Source organism: Paracoccus onchidii (genome assembly GCF_028294535.1).
In the GTDB taxonomy this organism is placed as follows: Bacteria; Pseudomonadota; Alphaproteobacteria; order Rhodobacterales; family Rhodobacteraceae; genus Paracoccus; species Paracoccus onchidii.
In genome coordinates this window covers 102,795-120,750 of the sequence record NZ_JAQBIE010000010.1, presented here as the reverse complement: position 1 = coordinate 120,750, position 17,956 = coordinate 102,795, and the positions used below count along the sequence as shown (strand labels likewise).

Genomic DNA, 17,956 nt, shown 5'->3' with positions numbered 1-17,956 from the left:
CTCCCTCTCGCGTTCCATATTAGTAGGAACAAATTTGTTATGTCAAATCCATATTGGCAGATTCCCGGGCGCGAAGCGATTTTCTGTTGATCTTGCCCGAAGAGGTCATCTGAAACCCGTCAACAAAGTCGATTTCACGCGGCGCCTTGTAAGGGGCCAACCGGGTGCGGACATGTTCTTGCAACGCCTTGGCCAGTTCGGGACCAGGCCGGGCGGATCTGGCGGCACGGACAAATGCCTTGACGATCTGACCGCGCTCGGGATCGGGTTTGCCGATCACCGCAGCTTCGGCCACGGCGGGATGAGACAGCAGGCATTCCTCGATCTCTGCCGGGCCGATCCGGAAACCGGAAGACTTGATCAGATCGTCCGAGCGGCCCTTGTACCAGTAATAGCCGTCGCTATCGCGCACCGCCAGATCATGGGTCCGCATCCAGTCGCCCAGACGCAGCTCGGCCTCTTTTTCGGCATTGTTCAGATAACCCAGATAGCGTGTCGGGGCCGTCGCCGGGGTCACGATCTCGCCCGGCTCGCCATCCGGCACCTCGCGCCCCTCGGCATCGACCAGACAAACCTTGTGGCCGGGATAGGCCACCCCCATCGAACCGGGCTTGCGCGGATACAGCCGGGCGCAATTCCCGATCAGATGGTTGACTTCGGTCATGCCATAGAATTCGTTGCAGACCACGTCCAGACGGTCCTCGGCCCAAGCCAACGTATCGGCAGCCAGCGCCTCGCCGCCAGTGCAGATCACCCGGAGCGCCAGATCGTGATCCTGCCGCGGGTTGGGGGTTTGCGCCAGCCGCTTGATCGCGGTGGGGGCCAGAAATGTATGCGTGACCTTGTGGCGCGCCATGAAGGCATAGGCCCAGTCGGCCTTGAACCGCGCTTCGGATGTCACCACGGGCCGGCCTGCCAGCCATGCCGGGAACAGCATGTCCAGCAACCCGCCGACCCAGGCCCAGTCCGAAGGCGACCAGAACACCGCATCGTCGTCATGCATCGACAGGTCGAAAAACAGGCTGATCGAAGGCACGTAAGAGGCCAGCACCCGATGCCCGTGGCGGATGCCTTTCGGCATGCCGGTCGAGCCAGAGGTATACATCAACAACGCCACATCATCGGCGCCGGTAAATTCGGGGACAAAACCTTCGGATGCCCGTTCGGTCAAAACATCGCGCAGATCGGGCTCGGGTCCGGTGCTTTCCGAGACCAGCACATGTTCCAAGGCCGGAAACAATGTCGCTGCCTCGGGTCGCAACCCCTCCCAGCCGGGTTCCGTGGTTAGCAAGCAACGCGCGCCGCAATGATTCAGCGCATGGGCCAGCGCATCCGGCCCGTAAAGCTGTGACAACGTGACTGCCACGCCACCCAGCTTGCACACGGCCATATGAGCGATGGCGGTTTCCGGGCGCATCCCGGTATGCAGCCCAATGGGATCTCCGCGTCCATAACCAAGTCTGCGCAAATGCGCGGCCAGCGCGGTGGCGGCGGCGTCGATCTGGCCAAAGCTCCAATGCTCCAGCTGATTTTCCCCGCGTTCAAAGATCATCGCCGGGGCCTTTGCGCGACCCTCGGCCAGCTGGCGCCCCACGGTCATGGCATAGATATTGGCATTCTCGGGGATATCGATCTCGATCCCCACGTCGCTGCGCCGCAGGCCGATTCCGGCCAGTTTGTCATCACTCCAGTCAGCGAACAGATCAGTCGTCATTGCGGGGCTCCTCCAGTTCCAGCCACAGGCCGGATTCGTTTTCAGGCGGCAGCAGCGCGCCGCGTTGCGTTGTGATTTCGGGATTTTTCAGGCGGACCAAGGCCGCGTTATCGGCACCGTCGAAGCGCACGAGGGCATAGGCCGCACCCTGCATGTCACTGCGCTGTATCAGTGTGGCCCGCCCGCTCAGCGCGATCCATGCACCGTCGCGCGCACCGCAAGAACCGCAGGTCAACGAGGGCGGAAAGGCAACATGGCCACAGCCCGCACATAGCCAGGCCATCGCATTCCCCCTGGCCAAGGCCCCGAAATGTGAGGCAAGACGGCCCGTGGGCTGGGCGTAATCCAGATGCAGGATGCGCTTCATACGCTGCCCTCCAGAATCGACAGCGCGCAAAGGGTAGCGATGCCGCCATGCGTATCGACCAGCGCAAATCGGGGCGGTTGGGCGGGGCGGCAACCGTGATAGCGCCCCTCGATCTGTTGCGCAGCGGCCAAAATCTGCGCCACGCCGGTCGCCCCGACCGGCGCGCCCTGCCCCAGCAATCCGCCCGACAGATTGACCGGCAGTGCCCCATCGGCCGCAAAGCAACCGTCGCGTTCGGCGGTCAGGACGTTATCGGTCAGACCCAGAGCATCCAGCGCCTGCAATTGCGCTCCGGAAAAGCTGTCATACAGCTCGATCAGCCCGATGGCATCGGAGGCGCATCCGGCCTGCGCCAGGGCCGCGCGCATGGCCACGGTCTTGGCAACAAAGCGACCCGGTGCCGCGCGATCACCCAGCCGCACCCGGTCATTGGCCACAGCCATGCCTGCCAGCCGCGCCCTCCCAGACCTTTGCGGCAGATCTGCACCGCTCCCCAGAATGACGCAGGCCGCGCCATCGCTGAGCGGTGAACAATCCAGCCGTCGGTAAGGCGCAGACACCAGCGGCGAAGCCAGCACTTCCGCCTCGCTGACATCAAGTGGCAGATGGGCCAGGTGGTTCTGTCGCGCATTCTGCCGGTTGCGGGCCGCTACGCGCGCGAAATCCTGTGCCGTCGCGCCGGTCTCCTGCATGAAGGCCAGCGCTGACAACGCATAGATCGAGGCCGAGCCAATGCCGAGCGCACCTTCCGACCAAGCGTCATAAGACAAGCTGTACAACGCCCCGACACTGGCCCCGTCCAGATGCGCGGCCGAAGCCTCGAATCCCAACACCGCCACGCGCCGCGCCTGGCCCGAGGCCACCAGCGCCGCGCCCGCCTGCACTGCCAGATGTCCGGTCGCGCCACCGCCTTCGGCGCGCAACAGCCGGATGCCCTGCAGACCAAGCTCATCGGCGATCAGCGCGGCGGGGTTCAGTTGCAGCGAAAAGAAGTCGCTTTCGCTGGCCACCACCAGCGCATCAATATCGCACGACACCAGACCCGCGTCATCCAGCGCACTATGAAATGCCTCTAGACACCAGTCGCGCCATGAACTGCCATCTTTGCGGCGGTTGAAGGCAGTCATCGCGCCGCCTCCGATCAACACATCGCTCATGTCCATTCCTCTTGCCGCGACCGGCGCATGAATCCGGCCAGCAGCGCCAGCCCGGCCCCATCCGCCACCAGCACCAGCACCAGCAAACCCAGCAAACCAAAGCCCGACGTGACCCATGCCGCCACGGTCGGCGCGACGCCCATCATCAACAGGCCGATCATCGCGACCACGCCCAGCCGGTGCGCAAATCCCGGGCCGGGCAGCCAGCGCGCGCCCAACAAGGGCCGCAGGATCGTCAGAACCCCATAACAGCCGCCCTGAATCACCAGCGCCAGCAGCACTATTCCCATGCCGCCGTCTATGAACAGCAGCAGGGGTGGCAACAACATCGCCGTGAACAGCACCAACGCCGCCGGTTCCGAGTGCAGCCGGCCCTGCACCCGCTCCCACAGCAACCGTCCGGCAACTTGCGCCGGGCCAAGCACCATCGGCAGCACCAGCGCCCCCGACAGGCCGCGCACCTCGACCAGTTGCGCGGGCAGCTGGAACAACAGCGCGGCATGAGCCAACATCATCAGCGCAAAAGCCATGCCGAAGGCTATAGTGCGCGTGCGCTGCTGCGTTCCGGGCCGGGTGCGGGCAGTCGCCTGCTGGTTTTCCTCGCCTTGTGGATCAGAAGGCAGGATCACCGTTGCAAACAGGGCGATGACGGCAAAAATCACGACGATCCAGCGCCAACCAAGCCCCGCCGCCGCCAAAGCGCTGACCAGTGGAAAGATCAACAGTGTCGCGAAGCCGGCAATCAGGGTGATCAGGGTGATCGGGCGGCGGGCTTCGGGACCGAAACGGCGGATCATCAGACTGAAACAGGGATCATACAGTGTCATCGCCATCGGTCCGCCCAGCAGCACAAGCGCCACCGCAAGGAACCAGAAGGTCTGCGACCAGGCCGCAAGCAACAACAGCAAGGCACCGCAGAGCCCGGCGAACCGCATGGCGCGCCCCGCGCCGCCCCGGTCCACAACGCCACCTGCAAAGGGGCACAGAACCGCCCAGACCAGTACGCCCGAACTCATCGCCCCCGAAACGGCAACATCAGACCAACCAGTTTGAGCCAGCAAATGCGGCAAGAGTGCAGGCATCAGATAATAGAAGGATGACCAGAACAGCAGTTGCGCCACCGCGTGACGCAGGACGAAGACGCGATCCGCGCGCAGATCCCGACCGGTGCCTTTACCAGTTGCAACCACGCCTCGCTCCCCGCATTATTTGTTACTACTAATTAGTTCGTATCAAAACTTGCGGCTCTTGGCTAGGCATTCTTACAGTTGCTCGCCATCGAAAATCTCACGTCGTCGCCTTGATTGCCCGGATGGTCGACACGGCGTGGTTTGAGACCGCCAGATGAGCGATGATTCGAAGCGTTCCGGCCAAGCAAGGCAATTCTGCCGACGCCCGCCATGACCTGCTGTTGTTGTTGGGTCAGCGCAAAGACCTGCACGGTTTCGCAGCCAGCCTCTGAAGATGCCCGCGCTGTTCCGCAACCGCCAAAGGCGGAAGACATCCCTCGGGATGCAACCACCTGCGCTGCTGTCCCTGTTTCACATGGGGTTCATCATTCTGGGCGCGATCCTGCTCTGGTTGCCGATCTCGCATCACGGCGATATCGGGCTGGGCGAGGCGCTGTTCGCTTCGACCTCGGCCGTGACCGTCACAGGGCTTGTCCTTGCCGATACCGGCACCGCCTTCACCGGCTTCGGGCAAGCGGTCATAGCAGTGCTTATTCAATTGGGCGGACCTGGCCTGATGACCTTTGCGGTACTTCTGCTCGGGGCGCGTGGCATTCCGGTGGGCATGCCGCAGCGACTGATCCTGCGCGAGGATACTTGCCACGGTTGAGTTCTTTCGGCGTCAAACCACCTTGCACGTCTTCGGTCGGTGCCTCGGACTGGACGAGGCGATGAAAGCTCTTGACCTCACGACGGTTTCCATACTGCTGGTCTTGACAGCGATCTTCGTTATGCTGATCGACCATGATGGGCAGTTCATCGACTTGGTGTTCGAAGTGACCTCTGCCTTCGGAACAGTGGGCTTGTCACGCGGCACTACGGGCGAGCTAGACGATATCGGACGTGCAGGTGATGCGGACGACCTTGAACGCGATGTCAGTCATGCCAGCAGGTCCATGTCGAGATGCACGTAGTCGCCGCGATAGATCACATCGGCCATGTAGATGATGCTGCCAGAGCCGTCGCAAAGGATGCGCCGCACGTCAGCGACGGGATCGCCGATCTTGAGGTCCAACAAGTTCGCGATCTCGATCCCGGCGCGGCCGATCTGGAGGGTTTGCCGCGCCTTGGCGATATCGATGTCCGGTTCGTCGAACAGCACCGGCAGCGCAAGTTCTGCGCGTAGCCGGGTTTCATGTTTCAGGAAAATCGGCAGGGCAAGGTAGATCGAGATGATGCAGTAAATCTGTCCGTCACGTGCATGCATCCGGCGGATCATGTGATAGCCTTCGTCGAAGGGCGTGCCGAAGTGCAGGTCGCCGGGCAGCGAGCGTTCGCCATCCTCCAGCGGGACTAGTTCCGGCTTGTCGTCACGGTAGCTGTCGACAAGATCCGCCAGCCGCGTCACCACATTCAACGGCCGCGCCTTCTCCGGAGGCGTCAGCACCGTGGTGCCATGCCCGCGACGGGGTGCGACCAGACCTTCCTCCTGCAGCAGTTTCACGGCCTGGCGCACGGTGATTCTGGCGACTTGGTATTCCTCGGCCAGCGCAGCCACTGTCGGCAGAAACTCGCCTGGCTTCCAGATCCCGCGCGCGATCTTTTCGCGCAGGATGCCGGATATCTGCAGGTAAAGCGGGGCCCGGCTGTCCCGTAACGGATCGCCTTTCATCTGCGTCTTTTCCTTTCCTAGATCCTAAAAACCTATATTTAGAATTTTAGGCTTGCGCGCAACTCCGACTCACGATTAGTCCTAAAGTTAGATCTTTAGGTTTAATAGCTATGTGGGGAAGCATGCAGGGGTTCGACTATATCATCGTCGGCGCGGGAACGGCCGGCTGCACGCTGGCCAACCGGCTGAGCGCGGACCCCAAGCGAAGCGTGCTTTTGCTGGAGGCCGGAGGCGCCGACCGCGGGTTCTGGCTGAAGCTGCCGGTGGGGTACTTCAAGTCGATCTACAACGGCGCGGTGAGCCACCTCTACCGGTCTGAACCCGACGAGGGCATCGCCGGTCGCCGGATGGACTGCCCGCGCGGTCGGGTGCTGGGCGGGTCGTCCTCGATCAACGGGTTGATCTACATCCGTGGGCAGCATCAGGATTTCGACGACTGGGAGCGGCTGGGCGCGACGGGGTGGAGCCATGCAGACGTGCTCAAGCATTTTCGCAGCGTCGAAACCTATGACGGGCCAGAGTCGCAGTACCGTGGGGCGCATGGCCCGCTGCATGTGTCGGACCTGCGCAACGACAATCCCGCCTGCGATGACTGGCTGGCGGCGGCGCGCAATTGGGGCCTGCCCGAGAACCTCGATTTCAACGGCGCCGAGGCGCACGGTGTCGGTGCCTATCAATTGACCCTGCGCGGCCGCTGGCGCGACAGCGCGGCCACCGCCTTCCTGCGCCCGGCACAAGGGCGGGACAACCTGACCGTGGCCACGCGCGCGTCGGTCACCGGGCTGGAGTTCGACGGCGACCGCGTCTGCGGGGTGCGCTATCGGCAGGGCGGCCAGGACCACACCGCCCACACCGACGGAGAGGTCATACTTTCGGCCGGGTCGGTCCAGACGCCGCAACTGCTGCAACTGGCAGGGATTGGCCCGGCAACGCTCCTGCGCGAACATGGCATCACCGTGCGCCACCACAGCCCCGAAGTGGGCGAGAACCTGCAAGACCATTTGCAGATGCGCACCATCGTCGAACTGTCAGACCACAGAGATTCGCTCAACGATCACGTGCGCAACCCAGTGAAGCTGGCGCAGATGGGACTCGACTGGTTGTTGCGCAGCCGGGGGCCACTGACGGTGGGTGCTGGACAGGTGGGCGGTGCACTTTGCACCAAATATGCCGAGGGCGACCGGCCTGACCTGCAGTTGTTCGTCATGCCGCTGTCAGTGGACAAACCCGGCACACCGCTGCATCGATATTCGGGGTTCACCACCTCACTCTGGCAGTGCCACCCGGAAAGTCGGGGGTCTATCCGCATTCGCGACACCGATCCGACCAGCGATCCGCTGATCCGGCCGAACTACCTGTCAACCCAGCGTGACCGTGACGTGATGGTTGAAGGCGTGCGTATCGTGCGCGACCTCTACCGGCAGGCGCCCTTCGCCAACCGATGGAAGGCGGAGGTCGTGCCGGGCGCGGAACACCAGAGCTACGACGACATCCTTGCCGCGATCCGGCAAATGTCGAGCACGGTTTACCATCTTGTCGGCACCTGTCGCATGGGCAGCGACGAGGCCTCGGTGGTGGATCCGGAATTGCGGGTCCGCGGCACCCGGGGACTGCGGGTGGTCGATGCCTCGATCATGCCAAAGATCACCTCGGCCAATACCAATGCGCCCACCTACATGATTGCAGAAAAGGCCGCCGCCATCATCCTTGGCGCCAGTATCGCCTGAGGCCATCATTAGTGGCGCTGACAGTCACCCCTGCGGGTAACGTGACAGCTCCTGAATTTGGCCTTGGTGTCCAGTCCCGGCATCTGATGGATCGGGTTAAAGATGAATTGTCCCAGCTCTGATATCCAGATCTTGCAGGGCTTTGATGATGTGCCCCCAAACGGCATCGATGCACCAAGGCGGATCTGCGATGATCCACCAAGGAGGACGGTCATTCCGGAGATTATCACGGTCGGGCTCGACCTGGCGAAGAATGTGTTCAGGTGCATGAGGCCGGCAAAGATGGCCGAATGATCTTACGCAAGACGCTGCGTCGGGGACAGGTTCAGGAGGTTTTTGACCGACTGCCGACTTGTCTCATGGCGATGGAGGCCTGCGGCGGCGCGGTAATGTCCGGCGATTGTGCATCGGTCTCTGCCAACGCATCCAGACTCTCAATAACCGCGACTGCGTGCGCGGCGTAAGCCCCGATCCAGCGCTTCTGAACGTCGTGGATCGGAAGGGCGTCGAGATGGTTCCAGCGTTCTCGTCCGCGCCGCTCGACGACCACCAGCCCGGTTTTTTCCAACACCGACAGATGCTGCATCACCGTGCAGCGGTCGAGATCCGTAAGCTTTTCGCACAGGGCGCCGGTGGTTTTCGGACCATCCTTGATCAGATCAAGAATCCGCCGCCGCGCCCGATGACCAAGCGCCTTGAACAGGGCGTCAAATGTATCTTCGATTGACATGTTGTATTTTTATAACATGATTAGATGAAAGCAAAGAGGATTCGCATCATGGAGTTGAAGTTCACCGTGGCGGGGCGCATCGCAAAACCGGTGGAAGAGGTCTTCGAGGCCGTAATCGCCCCCGACCGCCTGTCGAAATACTTCACCACCGGCGGGGCGCGGGGGCGGCTGGAAACCGGGGCCGAGGTGACTTGGGACTTCCACGATTTTCCCGGCGCCTTCCCTGTCTTGGTGCAAGAGGTCGTCCCGAACGAAAAGATCGTGCTGCAATGGGAGGCAGACACAAAAGCCGCCACCTGGACGACCGTCACCATGGAGTTCAGCCCGCTGGACGACGGGCGCACCTTGGTGCGGATCAGCGAATACGGCTGGCCCGAAACAGAGGCCGGCCTGACGTCCTGCCTCGGCAACTGCGAAGGCTGGACCGGGATGCTCTGCGCCATGAAAGCCTGGCTGGAGCACGGGATCAACCTGCGGGACGGTTTCTACAAGTAACCTGAGTGCCCCAAAAGGAGCTGCATGAAATGGAAGCTGGAAAGAACATTGCCATCAAGGTCCCCCGGCATCGCTGGGAGGACACCGTGGCCTTCTACCGCGATAAGGTGGGGTTACCGGTCACTCGAGAGTTAGACAACAGCACAGGGTTCGAGTTCGGCAGCCTGACCCTGTGGATTGACCGCGTCCCGCATCAGAGTCAGGTGGATGTGTGGATCGAACTGTTTGACGACGCCCCCGACGCCGCATTGTCGAGACTCGGCAGTCCCAACCGGGATGAGTTGGAGCCGCTAACCAATGTGACCGGGCACTGGACCTCGGATCCGGCCGGAACGGTGATCCTGTTACGCAAGGAGCAGACGGAATGAGCCATTGGATTGACGTCGCCACCTGACCTTGGATGATGCGGTGGCGTTCCACTGCTATCGCAAGCGCATGTCAGTAGGTTTCACACACTTGAGCTGGACCAGCTGGATCAGGTTGCCGCACGTATCGTCCAGCACAGCCATTCTGACATCGCCCGCATCAACCGGGGCCTGGGTGAAACTGACGCCGCTTTCTGTCAGACGATCATAAGTATCGGCCAGGTCGTCGACCTGAAAAGAAGCAGCGGGAATACCATCCGCAACAATCGCCGCCTGGTAAGGTTTCACAGCAGGATGATCGCTGGGTTCCAGAAGCAACTCGGTGCCAGTCGGCTGATCCGGCGACACGACCGTCAGCCAGCGGTTCTCGCCCAACGGAATGTCGTTCTTCAGCTGGAAGCCCAGCTTTCCGACGTAGAAATCGAGCGCGCGGGCCTGATCGTCGACAAAGACACTGGTGACATGGATTTTTATCATCGTTCGCTCCTAAAGAAACGGGGCCGGGGCCTGTCGCACGGCTGTGCGCAGCGGACCCGGCTCAAGCCTGTGGGTCTTGGTTCGCCCTGGCGCAAGGGGCAGCGATGCGGCAGGCTTATCTGCGATCTCGGGCGACGACAAGTCATCAACCTGCTGCCGCACCGTGAGCCGGCAACCGTCGAGGCATGGTTGAGCAGACGGCCCCGGATTTAGATCGTCGCCTGCGACCGCACTGGAGGTTGCAGAAGGGCCGTCGCGTGCGCCTTTCCGGATTCCGACCCAGGTCGTCGATCGCTGGCACCTGCTGGAAAATGCGAGCGCAGCCTTTCTGGCCCCAGTGCAGCGGAACATGCCCGCCAGCCGCAAGGCGCTCGATCCGAAGCTGCTGTCTGTCGCCGAAAGGTTGCAATCCGTGGGGGTTCGGCGGCGCCAGAAGAACAACCGCATGGTGCGTCGAATGACCGAGGAAGGTGTGCCGGTCCGGTGGATTGTCCGACAGACAGGACTTGGCCGAAAGCTCGTCCGCCAGATCCTGCGGGGCGAACGGAAGGATGTCTGCCGCATTCGCGAGAGCAACCGGACCCCATGGCTGCCGCGTTTGGATCGCGAATGGAAAGGTGGCTGCCGGAACAGTGCCGAACTCTGGCGGCGGTTGCTGGCAGAGGGGGCCCAGGCAGCCTCCGGGTCGTCAGCGAATGGGCAACACGCCCGCGCGCTGGTCGCCTCGCTCGACGAGGTCGAGGACAGCATGCTCGCATCCTTCGTCCGCGGCCTCCGCAACGACCTCGCCGCCGCCATGATCGTCCGGACAGGCAGAACGACCGGCTTAAGGCCCTCAAGCGCCAGATATATGCCCGTGCGAACATCGATCTGCTCAGCGCCCCACGCGTGCAAGCGTCATGACGGAAGAAACGAGAAACTATACCAAAATCAATCCAGACCCGATTTTCGGTGCCGATTGACAGCAGGTCGATCTTGTCGAATGCGGAAATGAGGATGCCCCCGGAATAGATCTGCAAATATCCTAATTATCTGCACTGCAAGCTAGGCCGTCCTACCCTATTGGCCCAGAAACTGCGTGATGTCGGCGCCGACCTGCTGTGGGATTTCCCAGAACATGTTGTGACCGTGGCCCGCATAGGTGCCGTATTTCGCATCGGGCAGGACCGTCTTGATATGGTCCTGGCTGGTGGCGTCGAACAGGCTGTCCTGATCGCCCCAAAGGATCATCGTCGGCGCCTTGATCCGACCTGCGATCCGGCTCCAGTCGGTCAGGCCAAGGCTGCGCAGCACACCCATCCAGGTTACCTCGGGCGCGGCGGCGCTTTCGGTCCGTTCGCGTTTCAGGAAACCCTCGTCCACCGGGGTCGGGTTCCAGTACCAGTTCATCATGAACTCGCCGTCCGGATCGATGGGGCGCTGCAGTGCGGGCACATTGTCCCACAGCCAGTCACCGGCCTCTTTCGGCAGATAAGCCGAGGTCGAGATCAGCACCAGTTCATCCACCTTCTCTGGATGATAGGCCGCAAGCGTCGCCGCGGTCATCGAGCCAAGCGAATGCCCCACGACATCGGCCTGTTCGATCCCCAGCGCCTCCATGAAGGCATTGACGTCGCTTGCAAGGCTGTCGATGCCATAACAGCAGATCGGCGCGTCGCTGTCGCCATGCCCACGCAGGTCCATCGCGATCAGGCGCCGCCCGTCCAGATGCGGCGCCAGCAAGGACCAGCTGCGCGAATTGTCCGTATAGCCGTGCAACAGCAGGATCGGCTGCCCATCGGGCGGACCCATCTCGACATAGCTGACCGTCAACCCGTCGTTCAGGGTGACCTGCCGTTTCGCATCGACCCAATTCTTCTGCGCGGGGATGGGCGCGATTTCCGCAAAGGACGGCGTGGCCGCTGCCATGAACATGGCTGCGATCGCGGGTATGAATTGACGATGCATGGATGCCCCCAAAGCCTGAGATTGATAAGTCGTTTCCCTATCACGAAGCCGGCGGGGCGCACAGCCTTGGCCGCACGCCGCCGCGCGAGGCGCGATTAGAACAGTTGCGATGGCAGCCACAACGCGATCTGCGGCACCGCGACAAGAAGCCCCAGCATGATCAGCATCAGCACCACATAGGGCGCCGACCCTGCCGCGATGCGGCCCATGGGTGCGCCTGTGATCGCCTTCAGGGTGAACAGGTTCATGCCCACTGGCGGGGTGATCATCGCCATTTCCAGATTGACGACCAGAAGCACACCATACCAGATCGGGTCGATGCCAAGATGGATCATCGCAGGCAGGATCACGGGCGCGGTGATCAGGATGATGGCCACGGATTCCAGGAACATCCCCAGGATCAGGATCATCGCCATCATCACCAGAACGAACCCCAGCGCGCCCATATCGGCGGCGACCAGCGTTTCGACCAATTGCTGGGGAACGCGCATCTTGGTCAGGACATGGCTGAACACCGTCGCCCCGGCAAGGATCATGAACAGCATCCCCGACATCCTTGCGGCATCCGCGGCCGAGTTCCAGATATCGCGCAATCCAATCGACCGATAGACGACCACGGTGATCGCCAGGGCCAGCCATGCGCCGCCGGCGGCGGCCTCGGTCGCGGTGAAGATCCCGGCATACATGCCACCCAGCACGAAAACAGGCATGAGGATCGCCCAGAACGATTTGCGCAGGGCGGCCGCCATCTCGGCCGGGCGGGCCATGCGTTCGCGCGTCATCTTGCCCGACATCGCAGTGCGGATCACCGCCCACAGGATGAAGATGCCGGCCAGGGTCGCGCCCGGAACGACGCCTGCCATGAACAACCCCCCGATCGAGGTGTCGGTCGTCACCCCGTACAGGATCATCGGCCCCGATGGCGGGATCAGGATACCCAGTGTGCCCCCTGCGGCCACGACGCCATAGGCAAGCCGTTCGTCATAGCCAAAGCGCAGCATCTGCGGAATCGCCACGGCGCCGATCGTCATTGCCGTCGCAACGGAAGACCCCGAAATGGCGGCAAAGACCGTGCAGGCCAGAATGGTCGCCACCGCCAGACCGCCCGGCAGGTGACGGGTGAAGGTATAGGCGGCATCATACAGGTCATCGACCACCCTGCCCCGGATCATGATATTCGCCATGAAGGCAAACAGCGGGATCGCGACCAGCAGATAGCGGTTCACCTCGTGAAAGATGATGTCCGCAACCGAACCGAAATTGCCCTGCGTGATCAGCAGCAAAGCCCCGCCATACAGCGTCAGCCCGGCAAAGATCGGAACGCCCGTGAACAACAGCACAAGCAATGTGCCCAGAATGGCAATGATGATCACGGGCGGGCTCCTTCGGTGCGAGATGTGGGTGCGCCCGACGCCCGGTGCCACTGCACAAATGTCTGCGCGAGCTGCAACGCGATGACGGGCAACAGCAGCGCACCGCCAAGCGGCAGCAGCAGTTGCAGCATCCACAGGGGCAGTTCCAGATAGCCATCGGTCAGGCTGTTGATCATCCTGGAAAACATGGCCGTGTGCCAGCCGTTGAAGATCAGCAGCAGCGCAACGGCCAGAACGGCAGTCAAACCCCAAAGCCGGATCACCAGCGCCAGCCTGCCCCGCGCCGCCGAGGTCAGGATGTCCACCTCGATATGGCCCCGATCCATCAGCACGCGCGGCGCGGCCAGCATGGTGATCGCGGTCAGTGACAGGGCGACAAGCTCATCGCCCCAGATGATCGGCGCATTCAGCAGATAGCGGGCGGCGACCGACAGGCCCAGCAGGCACAGATCCGCCAGAACCAGGGTGACGGCCAGGGCAAAGGCCACCTGCGTCAAAAGGCCGACGGCGCGTTCCGCCGCCATCAGCCAGCGGGGCGGATCAGCGCCGTCCAGCGCGTCGGCGGGATGCGGGGTGTGCCCTGCCATCAGTCGCTTTCCAGCAGCTTCAGCAGCGTTTCACCATCCTGCCCGCTTTCGTCGACAAAAGCGTCGCGCACCGCCGGCTGCATGACATCGCGTAGCTGCGCGACCTGATCATCGGTCAACACATGCACATCCATCCCGGCATCCGCCAGAACCTTGATCGCGGCCGGATCGATACCGTCATGGGTGATGATCGAACTGTCCACCGCCTTGTCGGCGGCACGCTGGATCCCGGCCCGCAGGTTTTCGGGCAGGCCATCCCACCAGGACGGGTTCACGACCAGATTGTCGAAGGCCAGAAACATCGGCGTCGCGGTGCCAAAGTCCTGAACCTCATAGAATTTCCGGCTGTAGGCGGCGGCAACCCCGGTGACGCCTGCATCAATCACGCCGGTCTGCAAGGCCTGATAGGTTTCCGAGCCGGGCATATTGACCGGCGTCGCGCCAAGCGCTTTCAGGCCCTCGTTGAACAGTGGCGTCAGACCGCGGATCTTGATGCCCTCGAAATCGGCGGGCGCTGCAAGCGGACCTTTGGCCGAGGTGAAGATCAGATCGTTGGTGTCCACCATCCAGGCGATGTTCTGGACGCCGACGGCGCGCATCTTGTCATCCAGCATGTCCGACGCCTGCGAGCCGATAAACGCCTGCTGCGCCTCGGGCGAGGTCATCAGATACGGGATCAGCGTCACCGCCATTTCCGGCACGGTGCCGCCCCATTGCAGGTTCAGGATGATCGCGGATTCGATCTCGCCCGAGGCGACGGCGGCGTGATGCTGGGTCGGGCCGAACAGCTGCGCCGCACCGAAGATCTGCACATCGACCTGACCGCCGGTCTCGGCCTCGACATCCTTTTCGAACTGCACCATGCGCAGGGCGGTATGATGCGTCGGCGGGAACTGATGGCTCAGCCGCATGGTGTAATCCTGCGCATTGGCCGTTCCGGCCAGCAGGACCAGCAGGGCGGGGCCTGACAGGGCTTTCAGCATGGTCATGTTCTCTCCTCCTCGAAATGACCGTGGTTTTTCTTGATCTTACGCGGGCTCGGACACGTTCGGCAGGCCGGCACGGGCCAGGGCACCGTGCACTTCCTCGTGTGGCAAGGCGCTTTCCAGAATTGCCCGTGCCGGTTTCAGCGCGGCGACATCGATGCCGGTGTCGAACCCCATGCTGTCGCACAGAAAGGCCATATCCTCGAACACCGCATTGCCGGTGGCGCCGGGCGCGAAGGGGCAACCGCCCAGCCCCGCAAGGCTGCCGTCCAGAACCCTGATTCCGTGATCCAGCGCCGCCGCGCAATTCGCCAGCGCCAGCCCGCGGGTATCGTGGAAATGCATGGCAACGGGCATATCAGCACCCAGCACGGCATTGATCGCATCGGCCAGCGCCGCCACCTGACGCGGCCCGCCGAAGCCGACCGTATCGGCAAGCGCGATCACATCGACCCCGGCCCGCGCGCAATCCTCGGCCAGCCGCAGAACGGCATCGGGATCGACCTGCCCTTCCAGCGAGCATCCAAAGGCCATCGCGATCCCGGCCATCAACACGGGCGGATCTTCGCGTTCGCGGCGCTGCGCGTCGATGCGCGTCAGCATCTGCACCGCTTCGGCGCGGCTGCGTCTGGTATTCGCCTGACTGTGGCTTTCCGTGGCCGACATCACGTACACGATCTCGTCGACATCCGTGTCCAGGGCGTCGGCAACACCGCGTTCATTCAGCGTCAGCGCCGAGGAATGGCAGCCCGGCACCGGGGCAACCGCCGCGATCAGATCGTGCAGATCCGCGAATTGCGGGAAATGTTTCTGTGACAGGAAAGAGCCCAGCTCGAAATGCCGCACCCCGGCGGCCTGTTCGGCCCGCAACCACGCCAGCTTTTGCGCGGTATCGGGAAAGCCCTTCGTCAGTTGCAAACCATCGCGCAAGCCGACCTCGCGCAGGACAACGCGGTTTTCGGGATAGATCTGGCGAACCTTCATCACGCGGCCTCTGATCTTGCACCCGACAAGGTCAGGATTTCATCGGCGTCAAAGCCAAGCTCGCCAAGGATCCGCGCATTGTCCTGACCGATCGCGGGCACATCCCCGCCACCCGCGATCATCGCGCCGTCGATCTCGAACGGCAGGCCCGGCGCCCGGAACGTCATGTCGCCATAGCCCGAACTGGTAAGGCCGCCGGGCCGCATGACATGGGCATCGTCATACATATCCGATGGTTTCGCGACCGGAGAGAACGGCAGGCCGGCGGCTTCGAATTCGGGGGCCAGATCGTCAAAGCGACGCGCGGCGATCTTTTCGGCGACCAGGGGAATGGTCCAGGCGCGCGCCTCGATCTGTGCCATGCGGGTCTGCAGGGCCGGATCATCCAGCAGCCGATCAAGGCCCAGCAGGCGGCAGATCGTCGCCCACTGACCTTCGGTGACGGCACCCACGAAGATCTGCCGACCATCGCGATCCTTGAAGATGTCATAGACCGGCCAGGAAAATTCGCGTTCGGGCATCGGTGGCGGATTGCGCCCCTCAAGCTCGAACTGAACCATGTGCTGCGCCACCAGAAGCAGGCAGTTTTCAAACAGACCCACGCGGATCTCGCGGCCGTGTCCGGCTTCGCGCCGTTCAAGAAGCGCCGCGACGACGGAAAATGCGGCGAACAGCCCGCCCATGATGTCATTGGCCGACGATCCCACGCGCAGCGGACGACCGGTCGGGCCGGTCATGTAGGCCAGCCCGCTCATCATCTGGACGACCTCGTCCAGCGCGGTGCGATCCTGATAGGGGCCCGACAGAAAGCCCTTGCAGGCCGCGAAGATCAGCCGTGGGAATTTGGCCCGCAGCGTTTCGGCATCGACGCCCGCCTTCACCAGCGCCGAGTCGCGGAAATTCTCGACAAAGACATCCGCGGTGGCCAGCAACCGTTCCAGCGCGGCGCGGCCCGCCTCGGTGCGCACATCGATGGTGACCGAACGCTTGCCGCGATTGAACAGCGGAAACATCGGCTTGCCCATCCCGGTCAGGTGGCGGGTCTTGTCGCCGCGCGGAGGCTCGACCTTGATCACCTCGGCACCCAGATAGCCCAGAAACATGCCGCATGAGGGGCCCATGATCATGTGGCTCATCTCGACCACCCGGATACCGGCAAGGGGCTGGAATTTGTCTGTCATGCTCGTCTCCTCCGTTGGCGACGACCATATGAGGCTTTCGTTTAACGATAAATTATAACGATTGATGGGATGATCTCGATAAATTAGAGATCAGGGATGGATCCGCGTCAGCTTCGCATCTTCAACGCCCTTTACGACACCGGCAGCATCACCGGCGCCAGCGATATCGAACGCTGCGCGCCTTCGGTGGTGGCCCATCACCTGGCCAATCTGGAACACCGGCTGGGGATGGCGCTGTTCGAAAGGTCGCGCCGGGGCGTCGTGCCAACAGCGGCCGGGCAGAAATTTCACCTTCACGCCGTGTCGATCCTGCGTGCGATCGACAGCGCCGAAAGCGATATGCGCGACACGGCGGATCATCTATCGGGACGCATCGTCCTGGGGCTGGCGTTTTCGGCGGTCACCGCCTTCGGCGTTGCGTTGATGCGGCGGGTCGCCGAGGAACATCCCGATCTGCAACTGGAAATGGCCGAAAGCGTATCGGGGGCGACCATAGATGCGCTGCTGGCGGCGGACACCGATCTTGCCGTTGCGTTCAACCCGCCCAGGGACAGCCGCCTGTCCCTGCAACCGCTTCTGGAAGAGGACATGATCTGCATCGGCCGCCACGATATCATCGGCGAGGCCGGAAAGCCGATCACGCTGGATGAGTTTCTGTCGCGCCGCTTCGTTCTGCCACGACGCGGCCCGCGCGGTCGGCCGATGGCGGATGATGTCGATGTGCAGAAGCGCTTGGAACACCATGCCAGCATGTTTTCCCAGAACGTCACCGCCGCCGTCATGTATGTGAATTCCGGTCTGGGCCTTGGTCTGGGCACGCAGGCCAACCTTCACTATGGCGCCTATGCGCCGGGCGTGGTGGGCCGGCCCATCGCGGATCGCACGATCACCAGAACCATGCATCTGTGCCTGCGCAACGACGCGCCGGTATCGCGGGCCATGGCCTATATGCGCGAAACCATCCTGACATGCGTCAGCGCGGAAATCGCCCTTGGTCGCTGGCCCTGCCGCCCTGCAATCTAGAC

General features: G+C 62.7%; 19 protein-coding genes and 2 pseudogenes. 8 read left to right on the top strand and 13 right to left on the bottom strand.

Annotation, left to right across the window (positions count from 1 at the left end; all coding sequences use genetic code 11):
- Positions 1-37 precede the first annotated feature (37 nt).
- From PAF17_RS09435 to PAF17_RS09420, 4 genes are read right to left on the bottom strand one after another with little or no spacing between them, the layout of a single operon-like run.
- Positions 38-1,714 carry an acyl-CoA synthetase gene (locus PAF17_RS09435; RefSeq protein ID WP_271888855.1) on the bottom strand — a complete coding sequence of 559 codons (1,677 nt, stop codon included), beginning with the start codon at positions 1,712-1,714 and terminating at the stop codon, positions 38-40.
- On the bottom strand, positions 1,704-2,081 hold the full coding sequence (locus PAF17_RS09430; RefSeq protein ID WP_271888854.1) for a Zn-ribbon domain-containing OB-fold protein: 378 nt from the start codon (positions 2,079-2,081) through the stop codon (positions 1,704-1,706). The genes PAF17_RS09435 and PAF17_RS09430 overlap by 11 nt, the downstream gene beginning before the upstream one ends.
- Positions 2,078-3,238, bottom strand: coding sequence for a thiolase family protein (locus PAF17_RS09425; RefSeq protein ID WP_271888853.1), 1,161 nt, complete (start codon positions 3,236-3,238; stop codon positions 2,078-2,080). Before PAF17_RS09425 ends, PAF17_RS09430 begins: the two co-directional genes overlap by 4 nt.
- The gene (locus PAF17_RS09420) at positions 3,235-4,428 is read right to left on the bottom strand and encodes an MFS transporter (protein ID WP_271888852.1); all 1,194 of its coding nucleotides are present in this window, start codon (positions 4,426-4,428) and stop codon (positions 3,235-3,237) included. Before PAF17_RS09420 ends, PAF17_RS09425 begins: the two co-directional genes overlap by 4 nt.
- Positions 4,429-4,750: 322 nt before the next feature.
- Here PAF17_RS09420 and PAF17_RS09415 point away from each other — a divergent pair, with 322 nt between their 5' ends.
- Together PAF17_RS09415 and PAF17_RS09410 are read left to right on the top strand one after the other, a co-directional pair.
- Positions 4,751-5,077 (top strand): TrkH family potassium uptake protein, encoded by a 327-nt coding sequence (locus PAF17_RS09415; protein ID WP_271888851.1) that lies wholly within the window; start codon positions 4,751-4,753, stop codon positions 5,075-5,077.
- A gap of 61 nt (positions 5,078-5,138) precedes the next feature.
- The gene (locus PAF17_RS09410) at positions 5,139-5,381 is read left to right on the top strand and encodes a potassium transporter TrkG (protein WP_271888850.1); all 243 of its coding nucleotides are present in this window, start codon (positions 5,139-5,141) and stop codon (positions 5,379-5,381) included.
- Here the strand turns inward: PAF17_RS09410 and PAF17_RS09405 are convergent.
- Entirely contained in the window at positions 5,348-6,079 is a 732-nt protein-coding gene (locus PAF17_RS09405; protein ID WP_271888849.1) for a GntR family transcriptional regulator, read from the bottom strand. The genes PAF17_RS09410 and PAF17_RS09405 overlap by 34 nt on opposite strands.
- A 122-nt stretch (positions 6,080-6,201) precedes the next feature.
- Between PAF17_RS09405 and PAF17_RS09400 the strand changes: the two genes are divergently transcribed.
- A complete protein-coding gene (locus PAF17_RS09400; protein ID WP_271888848.1) occupies positions 6,202-7,806 on the top strand; it encodes a GMC family oxidoreductase in 1,605 nt (534 codons plus the stop codon).
- 213 nt (positions 7,807-8,019) lie between these two features.
- A pseudogene (locus PAF17_RS09395) lies at positions 8,020-8,192 on the top strand (IS110 family transposase); the annotation flags it as partial.
- Here PAF17_RS09395 and PAF17_RS09390 read toward each other — a convergent pair.
- Positions 8,132-8,536, bottom strand: coding sequence for an ArsR/SmtB family transcription factor (locus tag PAF17_RS09390; protein ID WP_271888847.1), 405 nt, complete (start codon positions 8,534-8,536; stop codon positions 8,132-8,134). The pseudogene PAF17_RS09395 and the gene PAF17_RS09390 overlap by 61 nt on opposite strands.
- A gap of 48 nt (positions 8,537-8,584) precedes the next feature.
- On the opposite strand from PAF17_RS09390, the gene PAF17_RS09385 reads away from it, so the two are divergent.
- Positions 8,585-9,031: an SRPBCC family protein gene (locus PAF17_RS09385; protein ID WP_271888846.1), complete on the top strand. Its 447-nt coding sequence runs from the start codon at positions 8,585-8,587 to the stop codon at positions 9,029-9,031.
- A gap of 29 nt (positions 9,032-9,060) precedes the next feature.
- Positions 9,061-9,399, top strand: coding sequence for a hypothetical protein (locus PAF17_RS09380; protein WP_271888845.1), 339 nt, complete (start codon positions 9,061-9,063; stop codon positions 9,397-9,399).
- Positions 9,400-9,453: 54 nt separating this feature from the next.
- Here PAF17_RS09380 and PAF17_RS09375 read toward each other — a convergent pair whose 3' ends face one another.
- On the bottom strand, positions 9,454-9,873 hold the full coding sequence (locus PAF17_RS09375) for a VOC family protein (protein ID WP_271888844.1): 420 nt from the start codon (positions 9,871-9,873) through the stop codon (positions 9,454-9,456).
- An 87-nt stretch (positions 9,874-9,960) separates the two neighbouring features.
- Here PAF17_RS09375 and PAF17_RS20230 point away from each other — a divergent pair.
- Positions 9,961-10,776 (top strand): annotated as a pseudogene (locus tag PAF17_RS20230) (transposase); the annotation flags it as partial.
- Positions 10,777-10,932: 156 nt separating this feature from the next.
- Here PAF17_RS20230 and PAF17_RS09370 read toward each other — a convergent pair.
- From PAF17_RS09370 to PAF17_RS09345, 6 genes are all read right to left on the bottom strand, one after another.
- On the bottom strand, positions 10,933-11,820 hold the full coding sequence (locus PAF17_RS09370) for an alpha/beta fold hydrolase (RefSeq protein ID WP_271888843.1): 888 nt from the start codon (positions 11,818-11,820) through the stop codon (positions 10,933-10,935).
- Positions 11,821-11,915: 95 nt separating this feature from the next.
- Positions 11,916-13,193 carry a TRAP transporter large permease gene (locus PAF17_RS09365; RefSeq protein ID WP_271888842.1) on the bottom strand — a complete coding sequence of 426 codons (1,278 nt, stop codon included), beginning with the start codon at positions 13,191-13,193 and terminating at the stop codon, positions 11,916-11,918.
- Positions 13,190-13,780 carry a TRAP transporter small permease gene (locus PAF17_RS09360; protein ID WP_271888841.1) on the bottom strand — a complete coding sequence of 197 codons (591 nt, stop codon included), beginning with the start codon at positions 13,778-13,780 and terminating at the stop codon, positions 13,190-13,192. Before PAF17_RS09360 ends, PAF17_RS09365 begins: the two co-directional genes overlap by 4 nt.
- Positions 13,780-14,769, bottom strand: coding sequence for a TRAP transporter substrate-binding protein (locus PAF17_RS09355; RefSeq protein ID WP_271888840.1), 990 nt, complete (start codon positions 14,767-14,769; stop codon positions 13,780-13,782). Before PAF17_RS09355 ends, PAF17_RS09360 begins: the two co-directional genes overlap by 1 nt.
- A gap of 39 nt (positions 14,770-14,808) precedes the next feature.
- Complete coding sequence (locus PAF17_RS09350) at positions 14,809-15,750, bottom strand: hydroxymethylglutaryl-CoA lyase (RefSeq protein ID WP_271888839.1); 942 nt, start codon at positions 15,748-15,750, stop codon at positions 14,809-14,811.
- The gene (locus PAF17_RS09345; RefSeq protein WP_271888838.1) at positions 15,750-16,931 is read right to left on the bottom strand and encodes a CaiB/BaiF CoA transferase family protein; all 1,182 of its coding nucleotides are present in this window, start codon (positions 16,929-16,931) and stop codon (positions 15,750-15,752) included. The genes PAF17_RS09350 and PAF17_RS09345 overlap by 1 nt, the downstream gene beginning before the upstream one ends.
- Before the next feature lie 96 nt (positions 16,932-17,027).
- Here PAF17_RS09345 and PAF17_RS09340 point away from each other — a divergent pair, with 96 nt between their 5' ends.
- On the top strand, positions 17,028-17,954 hold the full coding sequence (locus PAF17_RS09340) for a LysR family transcriptional regulator (protein WP_271888837.1): 927 nt from the start codon (positions 17,028-17,030) through the stop codon (positions 17,952-17,954).
- Positions 17,955-17,956: the final 2 nt, after the last annotated feature.

Excerpts from the sequence above, each read along its gene's own strand:
- PAF17_RS09400 (WP_271888848.1), top strand. The coding sequence starts at position 6,202 with ATGCAGGGGTTCGACTATATCATCGTCGGCGCGGGAACGGCCGGCTGC.
- PAF17_RS09380 (WP_271888845.1), top strand. The coding sequence starts at position 9,061 with ATGGAAGCTGGAAAGAACATTGCCATCAAGGTCCCCCGGCATCGCTGG.
- PAF17_RS09340 (WP_271888837.1), top strand. The coding sequence starts at position 17,028 with ATGGATCCGCGTCAGCTTCGCATCTTCAACGCCCTTTACGACACCGGC.
- PAF17_RS09410 (WP_271888850.1), top strand. The coding sequence starts at position 5,139 with ATGAAAGCTCTTGACCTCACGACGGTTTCCATACTGCTGGTCTTGACA.
- PAF17_RS09360 (WP_271888841.1), bottom strand. The coding sequence starts at position 13,780 with ATGGCAGGGCACACCCCGCATCCCGCCGACGCGCTGGACGGCGCTGAT.
- PAF17_RS09355 (WP_271888840.1), bottom strand. The coding sequence starts at position 14,769 with ATGACCATGCTGAAAGCCCTGTCAGGCCCCGCCCTGCTGGTCCTGCTG.
- PAF17_RS09430 (WP_271888854.1), bottom strand. The coding sequence starts at position 2,081 with ATGAAGCGCATCCTGCATCTGGATTACGCCCAGCCCACGGGCCGTCTT.
- PAF17_RS09435 (WP_271888855.1), bottom strand. The coding sequence starts at position 1,714 with ATGACGACTGATCTGTTCGCTGACTGGAGTGATGACAAACTGGCCGGA.
- PAF17_RS09370 (WP_271888843.1), bottom strand. The coding sequence starts at position 11,820 with ATGCATCGTCAATTCATACCCGCGATCGCAGCCATGTTCATGGCAGCG.
- PAF17_RS09405 (WP_271888849.1), bottom strand. The coding sequence starts at position 6,079 with ATGAAAGGCGATCCGTTACGGGACAGCCGGGCCCCGCTTTACCTGCAG.
- PAF17_RS09385 (WP_271888846.1), top strand. The coding sequence starts at position 8,585 with ATGGAGTTGAAGTTCACCGTGGCGGGGCGCATCGCAAAACCGGTGGAA.
- PAF17_RS09345 (WP_271888838.1), bottom strand. The coding sequence starts at position 16,931 with ATGACAGACAAATTCCAGCCCCTTGCCGGTATCCGGGTGGTCGAGATG.
- PAF17_RS09375 (WP_271888844.1), bottom strand. The coding sequence starts at position 9,873 with ATGATAAAAATCCATGTCACCAGTGTCTTTGTCGACGATCAGGCCCGC.
- PAF17_RS09350 (WP_271888839.1), bottom strand. The coding sequence starts at position 15,750 with ATGAAGGTTCGCCAGATCTATCCCGAAAACCGCGTTGTCCTGCGCGAG.
- PAF17_RS09425 (WP_271888853.1), bottom strand. The coding sequence starts at position 3,238 with ATGAGCGATGTGTTGATCGGAGGCGGCGCGATGACTGCCTTCAACCGC.
- PAF17_RS09390 (WP_271888847.1), bottom strand. The coding sequence starts at position 8,536 with ATGTCAATCGAAGATACATTTGACGCCCTGTTCAAGGCGCTTGGTCAT.
- PAF17_RS09415 (WP_271888851.1), top strand. The coding sequence starts at position 4,751 with ATGCAACCACCTGCGCTGCTGTCCCTGTTTCACATGGGGTTCATCATT.